Annotated in this window: 13 protein-coding genes; 3 read left to right on the forward strand and 10 right to left on the reverse strand. The window is 39.5% G+C overall.

Annotation, left to right across the window (positions count from 1 at the left end):
- Window positions 1-14: 14 nt before the first annotated feature.
- Window positions 15-545: a CDP-diacylglycerol--serine O-phosphatidyltransferase gene (gene pssA / locus ACHOLT_RS14710; RefSeq protein WP_425802079.1), complete on the reverse strand. Its 531-nt coding sequence runs from the start codon at window positions 543-545 to the stop codon at window positions 15-17.
- A 332-nt stretch (window positions 546-877) separates the two neighbouring features.
- Entirely contained in the window at window positions 878-3,646 is a 2,769-nt protein-coding gene (locus tag ACHOLT_RS14715; protein ID WP_425802081.1) for a helicase C-terminal domain-containing protein, read from the reverse strand.
- Between the two features lie 179 nt (window positions 3,647-3,825).
- Between ACHOLT_RS14715 and ACHOLT_RS14720 the strand changes: the two genes are divergently transcribed.
- Window positions 3,826-4,329: a hypothetical protein gene (locus ACHOLT_RS14720; RefSeq protein ID WP_425802084.1), complete on the forward strand. Its 504-nt coding sequence runs from the start codon at window positions 3,826-3,828 to the stop codon at window positions 4,327-4,329.
- A 257-nt stretch (window positions 4,330-4,586) separates the two neighbouring features.
- On the opposite strand, the gene ACHOLT_RS14725 is transcribed toward ACHOLT_RS14720, so the two are convergent.
- Window positions 4,587-4,850: an antibiotic biosynthesis monooxygenase gene (locus ACHOLT_RS14725; protein WP_425802086.1), complete on the reverse strand. Its 264-nt coding sequence runs from the start codon at window positions 4,848-4,850 to the stop codon at window positions 4,587-4,589.
- A gap of 200 nt (window positions 4,851-5,050) precedes the next feature.
- On the opposite strand from ACHOLT_RS14725, the gene ACHOLT_RS14730 reads away from it, so the two are divergent.
- The gene (locus ACHOLT_RS14730; RefSeq protein WP_425802089.1) at window positions 5,051-5,368 is read left to right on the forward strand and encodes a hypothetical protein; all 318 of its coding nucleotides are present in this window, start codon (window positions 5,051-5,053) and stop codon (window positions 5,366-5,368) included.
- A 73-nt stretch (window positions 5,369-5,441) separates the two neighbouring features.
- On the opposite strand, the gene ACHOLT_RS14735 is transcribed toward ACHOLT_RS14730, so the two are convergent.
- The 6 genes from ACHOLT_RS14735 to ACHOLT_RS14760 all read right to left on the reverse strand — a co-directional run bounded on the left by ACHOLT_RS14735 (window position 5,442) and on the right by ACHOLT_RS14760 (window position 11,424).
- Entirely contained in the window at window positions 5,442-5,966 is a 525-nt protein-coding gene (locus tag ACHOLT_RS14735; RefSeq protein ID WP_425802091.1) for a DUF2103 domain-containing protein, read from the reverse strand.
- 21 nt (window positions 5,967-5,987) lie between these two features.
- Window positions 5,988-6,473, reverse strand: coding sequence for a metallophosphoesterase family protein (locus ACHOLT_RS14740; protein ID WP_425802094.1), 486 nt, complete (start codon window positions 6,471-6,473; stop codon window positions 5,988-5,990).
- Window positions 6,451-7,713, reverse strand: a complete 1,263-nt coding sequence (locus ACHOLT_RS14745; RefSeq protein ID WP_425802097.1) for an MFS transporter — start codon at window positions 7,711-7,713, stop codon at window positions 6,451-6,453. Before ACHOLT_RS14745 ends, ACHOLT_RS14740 begins: the two co-directional genes overlap by 23 nt.
- Window positions 7,706-9,745, reverse strand: coding sequence for a molybdopterin-containing oxidoreductase family protein (locus tag ACHOLT_RS14750; RefSeq protein ID WP_425802100.1), 2,040 nt, complete (start codon window positions 9,743-9,745; stop codon window positions 7,706-7,708). Before ACHOLT_RS14750 ends, ACHOLT_RS14745 begins: the two co-directional genes overlap by 8 nt.
- A gap of 76 nt (window positions 9,746-9,821) precedes the next feature.
- Entirely contained in the window at window positions 9,822-10,928 is a 1,107-nt protein-coding gene (mqnE, locus tag ACHOLT_RS14755) for an aminofutalosine synthase MqnE (RefSeq protein WP_425802103.1), read from the reverse strand.
- Between the two features lie 124 nt (window positions 10,929-11,052).
- A complete protein-coding gene (locus ACHOLT_RS14760; protein ID WP_425802106.1) occupies window positions 11,053-11,424 on the reverse strand; it encodes a hypothetical protein in 372 nt (123 codons plus the stop codon).
- Between the two features lie 131 nt (window positions 11,425-11,555).
- On the opposite strand from ACHOLT_RS14760, the gene ACHOLT_RS14765 reads away from it, so the two are divergent.
- On the forward strand, window positions 11,556-11,999 hold the full coding sequence (locus tag ACHOLT_RS14765) for a DMT family transporter (RefSeq protein WP_425802109.1): 444 nt from the start codon (window positions 11,556-11,558) through the stop codon (window positions 11,997-11,999).
- A gap of 5 nt (window positions 12,000-12,004) precedes the next feature.
- Here ACHOLT_RS14765 and ACHOLT_RS14770 read toward each other — a convergent pair whose 3' ends face one another.
- Window positions 12,005-12,541 (reverse strand): hypothetical protein, encoded by a 537-nt coding sequence (locus tag ACHOLT_RS14770; protein WP_425802112.1) that lies wholly within the window; start codon window positions 12,539-12,541, stop codon window positions 12,005-12,007.
- Window positions 12,542-12,653: the final 112 nt, after the last annotated feature.

Consider the following 12,653-nt stretch of genomic DNA (forward strand, 5'->3'; position numbering starts at 1 on the left):
GGTTATTTTACAATTTACTTACTCAATTTAGGAACTTTAAATGTAGAAACCATTAGGAATGCGAGAATTATCATACAAACAGCATAAACAGGCCAAGGTATTATATGTTGAAATAATTGAATTAAGGCCATAAAACCGCCTGCAAAGGTAATAGGTACACCCACAAAATACGTATTGATATTCAGGACATTAAAGCGTGCTAAACGTATGGCACCACAGAGAGCAAATATGGAAGCCAGAATTATACCCCAATATCCCAATTGGGCTTGCAACATTGATTGGTAGGTTAAAATTGCCGGAGCTACCCCAAAAGAGACTAAATCACTTAAAGAATCCAATTCTTTTCCAAAGTCTGAACTCACGGATAATTTTCTAGCAACCTTTCCGTCCATGCTGTCCATTAAAGCAGATAAAATAATAAGGCCTGCTGCCAACTTAAACTTGCCATCCATAGTCAATAAAAGCGAAATAAATCCAAATAAAAGATTAGATAAGGTAAAAAGGCTTGGAATAATACGAACATTAATAGGGTTATTATTATTCAACAGAAATCACTCTCCCAACGATAGTCTCTCCGCCACAAAATTTATCTCCAGCACTAACTAAAATAACAATTCTTGTACTCTCACCTTTAAAGAACTATTCTTCAAAAACTCTTTCTATATCCTTGGCCATACTTTTAGCCGGAGAAACTAAGGTCTAAGTATCAACTAGTATTTCTCATTCAGGTTTTTTTAATATAAATAATAAATTAAAGCAAGAAGATATAGCTCCCCTAACGAGAAGCAGGAAATTTTATGTAAAATATGACCTCCCTTTATGCATTTCCTTTAGTTTATCACCTTTAATAGATTTAGAAAAGCTCTTCTCTCGGCTCTTAAGTTGCTAGCCAACGATCAAGCCTTGTTAAAATCCGATCATGATTGTCACGAACATGTGTAGAAAGCGGCAAAGAACTCAAAAAAACTTTTCCGTATTTTTTAGCAATAACCCTTGAATCTAATAGAATTACAACTCCTCGATCGGATTTAGAGCGGATAAGACGTCCAAACCCTTGTTTAAAGCGAATGACAGCTTCAGGCAATAAAAAATCTTGAAAGGGATTCTTTCCTTGCTGTTCCATATACTCAGATCGAGCTGCAATGAGGGGCATATTAGGAGGCCAAAAAGGAAGCTTTACTAAAATAACACACGATAATCCTTCTCCCGGAATATCTATACCTTCCCAGAAGCTGTTAGCACCTAATAAAACCGCTTTAGGATTTTCTTGAAATTCAGCAAGGATTGCCGCTCTGCTTTTACTTTTTCCTTGTGCTAAGACCTCAATGCCCGCTGGCTCAAGCAAATTTCTCAGGGGTTCTTCCATTTGCCTTAAGCTCAGGTGAGAAGTCAGTAAAACTAAAGTACGACCCTTCATACGAATCCCAACTTCTGAAATAAATCGTATTACTTCATCCATTCTAAAAAGCCCCGATTTTTGTTGATCCATTAAATCTTTCACAATCAAAAGCTGCATTTGCTCAGCATAATTAAAGGGCGATTGAACATTCAAAGTCATCGTCTGAGGTGGTAGTCCTACTTCTGCTAAATAATGAGCAAAAGAACCCGCAATGCCAATTGTCGCTGATGTTAATATTGCGGCTTCCAAAGTGTCAAATAATTTTTCACGAAGAAGATGGCTTACATCTACAGGTGAAGTTTTGATATATATTCTTTGACCACTTATCTCTATCCAATTCACGCGTGCCGGATCCTCGATTTGAAGAAATAATTCAAAACACTGCTGAAGAAGTTCATTATCGCGAATTCGAGCAGAAATTTCGTAACCTAAATCAGTTAATTCATCAATTTCTTGATTACTTATTGCTTGAAGCATTCCACTTAAGAACTGCTTCAGTGTTTTTAAGCGACTGATTAAATTTTCTACTTGAGTTGCAAAAAATGGCCACCATGTCTCCTCCGCAGAACTTAGAGTAATCCGTACGGATTGATTTAAACCAAGGATTTGTTTTAAACTTGCAAAAAGTTCTTCAGCTTGTTCCGTGATAGCATTGCATGCAGCCGGCATTTCTGTCCAATAAACCTGAAAGCTTTCCCAGACTCCAAGCGGCATTAACTGTACCCAATAGGCTTGCCGCCCTTTTATACTTCCGTAAAGACTTGAACCTATCGGACGATAAACTTGTTCAAGGGCTCTGACAATCTGCTCTTGGCATACTTCTTGGCCAAGCTGTTCCAAAGCCGCCTGGTGAAGATGATGAGCTTCATCGATAATTAACTCATGATATTCTGGGATAACATTGTGATCGGCTTTTACATCTGCAAGTAATAAAGAATGGTTAACTACGATAATATCGGCCTCTTCAGCTTTATGCCGTGCTCTGAGCATAAAGCAATTCCCCGATTCCGGACATTTCTGAGGTATACAGCTTTCATTTTCGGCACTAATATTTGGCCAGATTCGAGAAACGCCATAAATTTGAGCTATTTCCTGCAAATCTCCGGTATAGGTTTCGCTTATCCAAACCATGATGCTTGCAGCAGCGAGCCGTTCCTGTTCAGATAATTCTTGTGGATAGGACTGCAGTGATAACCATTTTTTTAAACAAAGATAGTTGCCCTTTCCTTTAAGCAGTGCACCATGAAAAGAAAATGGCAAAATATTATTTAAAACGGGTAAATCCTTCTGATAAAGCTGTTCTTGCAGAGGAATTGTATGTGTCGCTACGACAACCTTTTTCCCGGTTTTTCGCGCCCACCATAAAGCGGGAATTAAATAAGCATATGATTTTCCTGTTCCCGTACCTGCTTCAACAACAAGATTCTGGCCCGCTTGAAAAGCAGAAGAAACCCCTTGAGCCATTTGAACTTGGCCCGGTCGACTTTCATAACCCATAAGTTTACGCTCTAAAAGGCCTCCTGAAGCGAAGCAATCTCTAATCCAATCTTCCGAGTCAGGAACCCCCTCAGTCGTCTGTTCTTGATGAAAAATCCCCTCTTCTCTAGAAGCAAGAATCAGGTCTGTACGGATTGAGCGTTCCGGGAACTTTCGACTGATTTCCTTTTCCAGAGCTTTAAAAAAGCTCTGTTCATTTGTGCCTTCCAACAAAGGGATAGCATGTTTATAAAATCCAAGATCTAATTCTATTCCCTTCAACCAACATGCTTGAAATAGTTTCCACGTTGCCCAGGAATCTGCTTGAGCTCTATGGAAAGGTTCGTTCAACCCTAAGTCTAGCTTCTTTACCAAATCTGATAACCGGAATTGCCGCATGCTGGGGAAAAAAATTTGAGCTAATTTTAATGTATCCCAACGCATTTGTCGAAACTTAATTCCTAGTAATCGTTCCAAAAAATGAAGGTCAAATCGAAGGTTATGACCAACAAGAGTTGCTCCGTCCAAGAATTGAATGATTTCCTCCCGGTGCTCGAGCAAAGGTGCTGCATTTTGAAGTTCGGACTCATCTATCCCTGTTAATTTCAGAACTTTAGGAGGTATCGTACGAGTAGGCTTAACTAAGAAATTTTGGACTACAGGATCTTTATTATTATCAATGCACCATGCAGCATATTCAATGATTTCATCATATTCTGTATCAAGACCAGTTGTCTCCAGATCTAAGACTACAATCTTTTCGGTGAACATAACCCACCCCTTTTCCTTCTGTCATTGTACACAGTTTCCTTTTCGGAATCAACGGACGCATGAATTCATGCATTCGAAAAGAAAATGCAATAAATTTTATTTTATCCAGGAGGATTTAGTGTTTAGAACACGAATTAATATTATTTGTGTTTACACGTTTAAGGAAGAAGGGTAATCCTTTGAAAACTAAACATAAAGTTTTACACTGGGCTGTACTTACGCTGATTATACTCCTTTTAATACCGGGTTGTTCTGCAAAAACTGGACTAAAACAAGATGATAGCTATTCTATCGTTGTTATTTCTCCCAAAGGGGAAAGTCAAAACTTCCCTGTAAAACTCAGTTGGAATTCCAATATGGTAGTTATGCAAAAACTGCTTATGGAAGCTACTTTTGTTCTTAGTGACCTGCATACCTCAGAAAATCCTCCTAAGGCCTCTGCACTTCCACAATCTACGGTTATGCTTCGAGCCTCATTTCCCCAAAGTAGAATTTTTACGCTAACCATAGATAATCAATCGCGCGACCTCGATCTTAATTCAATAGAAATTGAGGTAGAAGGCCCTCACCAAGGACGTGTTATTCTTAATGATACGCTTATTCTGCAAGGAATACCTGATCCAAGTTTAAAGCCTGCTTTTGATGAATTCTTAAATATGCTCCGGATTGCAGCATTTGAATAGGTAAAGAATGAAAGAGACTGTCGAATGACAGCCTCTTTCATATACTCTTAATTGGCATTTTCATCTGAATTCTCCAATGTTACAATGTGCAATCCGCACCGGGCATGAAAGATTTCAATAAGCTCATTACTATTTTAAATTTTCTAAATATTTTTTATTATCAAAGAGTATATGTAAAAGTATTTTCTAAAAATATATAATCTATATAATAAAAGGAAGATTCACCAAAACGAATCTCCCTTCTCCGTTCAATTCTCTTAATACTTCTCTTCCAAAACTTCAAACATTTGGGGGGTTGACTGTTTAAACGCTTTATTTTCTCCGATAGATTGCACCCAGTTATTAAATGAACTGCTATCTTTCCATTTCGAAAAAACTAAAATATCATCCGTATTCGTTTGCTGATTAATGGATGCAAATTTAAATCCATCCACATGTTCAACTGTGTTAAGACCCGTGCGAATATCCGCTAAAAGTCGATCTTGATCCGGTCCGTTAAATGTGTGTATAACAGTGAGCATGCTTATGCCTCCCTACATTAAATTCCATCTTATTTTATCCTTAAGATACTATTTTATTCTTTTCTAATAACTTCTTTGAATTTAGAGCATATGCTATGTTATCAAAAGAGATCAGTTTGAAATAGAATCGTCTTTTTCATTATTGCATGCTATACTTATATCGCTAGTGAACTTACGAGTATGACTAAAGGAGGATTGTGATGAAGCTAATTTATAATCGAACTGATTTTCCGAGTGGTCGGACGCATATCCTCATGCGCGACGCAGACTCTCCAAGTCCGGAACTAATCCATTTTGTTCTGGTTTTAAGTAATAAAGGTACACTTTGGGTGGATGTATACTGGCCTTTTGACGAGGAATCGGAACGTTATACCCGACGAATATCAGAACAGCAATTTTGGCAAACTTTTCGTGAATGGCGACTCAATGGACTGACCCTAGGAAATAGTGAGCGTGTAGCTGAAACGTTGGCACGAAAGCAGCTTTCACTTAAAAATTCAAAAATACTTAATGCTTAAAAGCGAAGTACTTAATAAAATTTAAATCTTTTAAATAAAAAGGCTAAAACGTAGTTAAAAACGTTTTAGTCTTTTATTTACGACGATGTTTCGGATCTAATTCTTTTTGCAGAGCACGCAACGCTTGCCGGGTATTCAAGTTTAAAAGTTGTCCCAAGTTTGCAGGGTTTATATTTCCTGATTGCAGATCGTTTTCCTGCCAGCTCATATAACGATCGAATGAATGTTGGCTTGATTTTTTTGTTGTTCCGTTTTTCTTTGCTTTTGCTTGTAATTCACTTGTATTTTCTCGACGAGGGTGCTGTTGCTCACTTTTCACTAAAACCGGAAAACGATGCTCAACCCACTTTTTTACACTATCCGGATTCTTTGTTACGACAAAAGCTTCCTGGATCGAACCGTTGCTTTTAATGAGCAATTTACAGCCCGTCTGGGTTTGATATTTATATACAATACCCTTTTCAGGAGAACGACTCACTTCAATTACGCCGGGTATTATATCCGATACGTCCGCGCATTGACCTAACTCCTCCAACCATGTCAATGCATCATGGATGATTCCATGTTCTCTTTTGACTTTATTTCGTCGATATTTCATAGCTTCGCTCTCAATACTGTTTTAAAAAAATATATGTTCAGCCATAATTTTTGAACTTTCAATTTTAAGCAAACCCATGGAATATTTAAGTTCACGCCGTTTATCTGTAGCCGAGCCCGGGTTAAACAAAAGAATCCCCTCTCTCCACTCTAAAAAAGGAGAATGACTATGTCCAAAAACAATTGCATCAACTGTCCCCTTTTCAAAAGCCAAAAAAGCTCTCTCCGGCGTATTCTTGCCTTTCCCATAGGCACCATGAGTTAAACCGATTCTTTTTCCTTCACATTCAAGGATCTTTTTTTCAGGGAGGCCGTTAAGTTCCCAACCATCACAATTTCCTTGCACTGCCTCAACCTTTGCTAAAGATGATAAATCATCCAAGAGATTTTGATTAGTAATATCCCCAGCATGTAATATGAGATCAACTTTAGATAATTCTTCCCACGCCTTAGCCGGGAGAGTCTGTCCGCGACGAAGATGAGTATCAGAAATTATGCCGATCAACATATCGACCACTCCTTCGGCATTTTATTAAAGCAATAATTCCTAAAAGAAAGATTACAGATAAAATCCCACTAAAAATGAATGTTGCCCTTGCGCCCCAAAGATGAGCTAAACTTCCTGCATAGAAGCTTCCGATCGGGCTTATTCCACCAAAGACCAGAGAATAAACACTCATGACCCTGCCTCTAAACCCGTTGGCCACTGTCAATTGAATAAGGGAGTTAACCGAGGCCGAAAATGTGATCATGGACCACCCCATAAAGGCAAGCATAACGGCTGCCGCCCAATATTTTGACTGCAAACCTAATAAAATTGAAAATACGGCAAGACCAATTGCTCCCGTAAACAGCGTCCTCCATTGGGGTTTGCTTGCGCCTCGCATGGCAACGGTTAAAGCTCCAATCAGAGCTCCAAAACCCATGGAACTCATTAGCACACCATAACCCAATGCTTGCTGATTGAGTTCCATTTTGGCAAGAACCGGGACTAGAACATTAAAGTTCATGGCAACTGCGCTCAAAAATCCCAGCATTATAATACTTAATAAAATTGCCGGTGTCTTTCGAATATATGCTAAGCCTTCTTTAATTTCCGGCCATACTTTTCCTTGCCTGGAAGCAGATATGCTTCCTTGAGGAATAACCGGCAAAAAAATTAATATTGCGATTACACCTAAAAAACTTAAGCCATTAATCAGAAAACACCAGGTAGGTCCCCATGCTCCCATAATAATTCCAGCAATTGCCGGACCAACGATTCGTGCTCCATTAAAGACTGCAGAATTCAAGGCAATTGCATTGGATAAGTCTTTCCTGCCCGCTAACTCAATAACAAATGATTGGCGTGCCGGTACATCAACTGTATTCACTACTCCCAGACAAAATGCTAAAATGAGCAGCATCCAGTATTGAATTAAACCTGTTCCAATGAGAATCGCTAAAATAAAAGCCAGTATCATCAGTGCGGTCTGGGTAAGAATGATAATCCGACGCTTAGGCATTCGATCAATCCAAGCTCCCGCATGCAGTGAAAATATAAGCATCGGAAGAAATTGCATCGCCGAAACAAGTCCCAAAAGAAATGGAGAGTTTGTCAATTGTAAAACAAGCCAAGCCTGGCCAATATTTTGGGTCCATGTTCCAACCATAGAAATAATCTGACCGCCCCAAAACCACCGAAATGGAGCATGAGTCAGTGCCGGAAATACGCGAAAAAACGAATTTGTTGAATTTGATTTATTCATGATCAGCTCTAACCTCTACCTGGTTCGAGAAAAATGTTGCTCCATTTCCCATATCCGCTAAACGGCCAGGCGTCAAAGTATTGATTCCATAACCTTGAGAATAATAGCTCAGCCACCATACACCAAGAGAAACAACCACCCCTGGCAAGACACTGTCGCGAACAGCTGCAATTAATTTGCATTTTCCCCGAGCATTATAAACTTCAACCAGATCCCCATCTTGGATTCCGCGTAGTTTTGCATCATCAGGATGAATTTCTAATCGGGGGCCTTCCCATTTTTTTTGGATACTTTCAAGCTGTGCAAAGGTTGAATTAAGGATAAGATGATGCGGCGGTGAAATTAAAGTCAAAGGATATTTTATATCTTTTGATGCAGGACCTTCTTGCAACGGTATATACGATGGAACCGGTGATAATCCCATTGATTGTGCCTTTTCGGAAAATAGCTCGATCTGTCCGCTTTTAGTATTTAGTTTTTCTGTTACAAAAGGGAATTCCTCCATTTCTACTTGGATAAAACGTTCTGCTTTTAAACGCTCTAGGGTAATATTTTGCTTTCGAAAAGCTGGTGTATTTAAAGCATTGCCGGCAATTTCCTCCGTCGTTTCAAAAAAGCACTTATCCTGAAAGCCCATATATTGTGCCAGTTCTTTAAACACTTCAATATTGGGTTTACTTTCACCAAGACAAGGAATAACCGGATCAGCCCATTGCAGTATTCCATGCCAATAACTCACATAAAGGTCGGAATGCTCCAAATGCGTTGTCGCCGGCAAAACAAGGTCCGCCCAGCGTGCAGTGTCAGTCCACACCTGTTCGTGAACCACTGTAAAGAGATCTTCACGTGACAATCCTTCGAGCACTAATTTCTGCTCTGGAGCTATAGCCGCTGGGTTGCTATTATAAACAAAAAGCGAGTAAATCGGAGGGGTTAATTCGGTTAATACCCTTCCTAATTGGTTCATATTTACCACTCGAGGGAAAGTCTTCAATAGATCAGGACGTTCTACTTCCTCTTTATTCAGAGGGAAATAGCCAGAGTTAAATTTTATGAGTCCTCCACCTTTAAGCTGCCAAGCCCCTGTAAGAGCCGGCAAACAGGCAACAGCCCATGTCGCCATTCCGCCATTATCATGATGTTGGAAGCCATTCCCGATTCGAATGAAGCTGGGCTGCGCCATTGCATATTCATGAGCTAATGTTTTAATCTGCTCTACAGTTAAGCCTGTGATTTCTGCAACTCGCTCCGGAGGATAATTTTTAATTTCTTCCTTAAATTTTTCAAATCCGTAAACATGATCTTTAATCCATGCCGAATCATGCAATTGTTCTTTTACGATAACATGAGCTAAACCAAGGGCTAAAGCGCCGTCAGAACCCGGCAAAATTTGATAAAACTCATCTGCCCATTCTGCCGTTTTATTCCGATGGACATCAATAACAACTATTTTCGCCCCATTTCGGCGGGCACGGTTCGCTAGCATGGCCTGGTGCAAATTTGTTTCAAGAACATTGATTCCCCAGAAAAGAAGGAATCTTGCCCTAACTGTTTCAAAGGGATTAACCCCCTTGGACGCACCATAGGCCATTTGATAACCTGCAGAACCTGCAGAGGAACAAATCGTTCTTTCAAGCTGTGTTGAACCCAAACGGTAAAAGAACCTGCGATCCATGCTCGCCTTATTAATAATACCTTCAGTACCGGCATAAGAGTACGGCAATATACATTCAGGGCCATGTTTTTCTATTAGCTTTCGCCAAGTCTGAACAATTTCATCAAATGCTTCCTCCCAAGTGATTCGTGTAAATTGGCCGCTTCCTTTAGGCCCGCTCCTTTTCATTGGGTAGAGTATTCGATCCGGTCCATAAACTCGTTCAGCATAGTATTTTGCCTTTTCGCATATAACCCCTTGTGTAATAGGCTGTGACGGATCACCCATGATTTTCACAATTTTCCCCTCTGATAATTCCACCTTCCACGCGCATGTATCAGGGCAGTCATGAGGGCAAACACTATATTTGATATCCATAAATTCATCCTTCCTACTCGCTGTGAATAAAAACACCGCAATAAGGCGGTGTTTTTATTTTGTATTCAACTTATCCTTACTTAGAACTGCTTGTCTCGTATGTTTTTAAAATATTATAATACGTGTCTCTTTCAACTGCCGTTAAGCCAAGCTCATTAATTAAGTTAATTAATTCTGACTCCGTCTGCATTTGTGGGCTTGATGCTCCTGCAGTATGATAAATCTTTTCTTCTCTTACAACTCCATCCAAATCATTAGCCCCAAAAGTTAAAGCAATTTGGGCCACCTGGGGACTCGACGCTACCCAATACGCTTTGATGTACTTAAAATTATCTAAAATCAAACGTGATACGGCCATAATTTTTAAAGTTCGAATCGCACTTGCTTGTTTTATATCGGCGAACTTCGTATTCTTAGGATGAAAAGCAGTAGGAATCAAAGCATAGAATCCGCCGGTCTCATCCTGTAAATTCCTTAATGCCAAAAGATGTTGAATAACCTCTTCGTCTGTTTCGATAATGCCAAAAAGCATATTTGCATTAGAAGGGATGCCTAAACGGTGTGCTGTTCGGTGAATTTCCAGCCATCTCTCCCCGGTTAACTTTCCCGGACAGATAATATCCCTTACACGCTGGCTGAAATTTTCAGCTCCCCCGCCGGTTACAAAGCTGACTCCTGCTTCTTTCATTTGAAGCAGTATTTCTTCGACTGGAATTCCTTCTAATTGGGAATAGTAATCATATTCTGCCGCAGTAAAAGCTTTCAAACTTACAGAAGGGACCGCTTTATGAACTCTCCGAATTAAATCGAGGTAATATGAAAATGGAAGATCAGGGTGAATACCACCGACAATATGAATCTCTGTTGCACCTAATGAGCCATAGTTCTCCGCTCGCCGGACAATTTCCTCAAGATCCATTGTATATGACCCTTTTTCCCCCGGTTCCTTACCAAAAGCACAAAAACCGCATCTGATTTTACAAACATTACTATAATTAATATGACCGTTATTATTAAAATAAACAAAGTTACCCGTCTGGCTTTTTCTTCTTTCATTTGCTAAATATCCCAAGCCCAACATATTCTTCGTATTTAGCAATTTAACACCGTCTTCTAAGGTTAGGCGAATGTTCGATTCTACTTTTTCGAAGATATCTTCTAAACCATATGTTAGAGGTTCCAATGTATTTCCTTCTTCCTTGTCAAAAAATCAGGCTTCTAAAATTATAACATAATTTAAGGATTAGTCGAAAACAATATACTTAATAACAAAAAGGCGACGACAAAAACGTCTTCGCCTAAAAAACTCAATTAAAGTCTAAGTAAGCAGATCTTTGAGTTTTAATTGCTTTTCTCACTTCATTAGCAACTCTCCATGTTTCCTGATATTGCGGGGTTAAGAGATTTAATTTTCCGCTATGCTTATCGATAAGAATGTCTACAGAAGGTTTTCTGCCTTGAACTTTTTCTCCGGGATGAAGGATATCAATTCCTATTTTATTTTCGTCATATTCCGGCGGAACTAAGTAATTTAAAACTTCTTCTGTGGCTTCAATAAGTTCAATGACTTGGTCCCGCGGATAACCCTCACGGAGAAGGATATCTTTAACTTGAGTCAGAGGATGATCAAGAGTTAGCAGCATCTGGGCCCGTTGTACAAGATTGTAATCAATATCCACGACGCCACCTCTTTTTCGTTAAATGATGTTACATCTTCATTTTCCCCTGACCTTGTAAAACGAATACGAACTAGTTCTTAACGAACTTGGAGAACTTGTCCATCCCTTCTAAAATTATCGAGGAGGTTATTATGTTTAAATTCTTATCTTTTCCCTTTCTTATTGCAGGCTTTTCCGGTATTTTAATGGCTGTTCAAGGTGCCTTAAATTCCTTGCTTTCACAAAAGACGCATTTGTTAGCCGCAACGTTAGCAGTACATGTTATAGGAGTCATTGTCGCTCTGCTCACTGTTGTAGCTGTCCGAATACCAATTTTCCAATATAATTACACTTCAATACCCTGGTATATTTATCTGGGCGGAGTTCTCAGTGTACTAATCATTGGTTTAGTTGCAATGAGTATTCCCAAAATCGGTATGTGCAATGCAACAACGGCAATTATCATCGGCCAGGTCGGAACCGCACTTATCATCGATCATTTAGGCTGGCTTGGTGTTGAAAGGTTACCTTGGAACCCTTGGCAAATTCTTGGTTTAGCACTGTTCGCCGCAGGAGCAAAATTGCTGTTTGACTGAAAAGGTTACCCCGTCGTTCGGGTTCTCGTATCGATCAAAGCCATATTGGTTATAATGACATAGATTTCGTCACTTACTGTATATTTTCGGATTTGCCCGTTTGCCGCAAGAATTAATGTGTTTTTGGGATCTGTATTTTTATCACGATCAATTAAGTTTGTTAAAAACGTATAGGACTCACTTGTCACCGGCAATTGTTTAAAGGTTCCATCGGCCACAAAGATAACCCAATATCCTGTGGAAACTTCACTGTTATTCCCATATAATCCGTTTATGACGCTGGAGGAATATCCTTGGGGATTTAGCAGACTAGACGTTCCCTGGGATAAATTGTTTGAGTCTAAGTTCACACCATAATTATTTAAGTTGCCTGAGTCAGTGGATACTGTCGTTGTCGGCTCTGCTAGGCGCGAATATACATCTTTAAAAAAAGTAGGAAAGAAAAGAAAACCTGCAACCCCTATAATCAAAATCCAAAACGCCAAGGCCTGTAGGTCCTGCCAGATATCATTACGGGGCGGACGTCCCCAAGAACTCGGCATAATCATCCCTCCCTGTTCGTTCTAGTCCTCAGAACAATATACGAATTTGATGATGCCGTTATGATAATTCCTTAGGTAAAACTTGCAACACAGCACTTCACCCACTAGAATG

The organism is Desulfitobacterium nosdiversum (assembly GCF_049860565.1).
Lineage (GTDB): Bacteria > Bacillota > Desulfitobacteriia > Desulfitobacteriales > Desulfitobacteriaceae > Desulfitobacterium_A > Desulfitobacterium_A nosdiversum.

What these genes read in the sequence shown, in the direction of transcription:
- ACHOLT_RS14725 (WP_425802086.1), bottom strand. Translation starts at nt 4,850, where the DNA reads ATGCTCACTGTTATACACACATTTAACGGACCGGATCAAGATCGACTT.
- ACHOLT_RS14770 (WP_425802112.1), bottom strand. Translation starts at nt 12,541, where the DNA reads ATGCCGAGTTCTTGGGGACGTCCGCCCCGTAATGATATCTGGCAGGAC.
- ACHOLT_RS14715 (WP_425802081.1), bottom strand. Translation starts at nt 3,646, where the DNA reads ATGTTCACCGAAAAGATTGTAGTCTTAGATCTGGAGACAACTGGTCTT.
- ACHOLT_RS14730 (WP_425802089.1), top strand. Translation starts at nt 5,051, where the DNA reads ATGAAGCTAATTTATAATCGAACTGATTTTCCGAGTGGTCGGACGCAT.
- ACHOLT_RS14745 (WP_425802097.1), bottom strand. Translation starts at nt 7,713, where the DNA reads ATGAATAAATCAAATTCAACAAATTCGTTTTTTCGCGTATTTCCGGCA.
- ACHOLT_RS14750 (WP_425802100.1), bottom strand. Translation starts at nt 9,745, where the DNA reads ATGGATATCAAATATAGTGTTTGCCCTCATGACTGCCCTGATACATGC.
- ACHOLT_RS14740 (WP_425802094.1), bottom strand. Translation starts at nt 6,473, where the DNA reads ATGTTGATCGGCATAATTTCTGATACTCATCTTCGTCGCGGACAGACT.
- ACHOLT_RS14735 (WP_425802091.1), bottom strand. Translation starts at nt 5,966, where the DNA reads ATGAAATATCGACGAAATAAAGTCAAAAGAGAACATGGAATCATCCAT.
- ACHOLT_RS14765 (WP_425802109.1), top strand. Translation starts at nt 11,556, where the DNA reads ATGTTTAAATTCTTATCTTTTCCCTTTCTTATTGCAGGCTTTTCCGGT.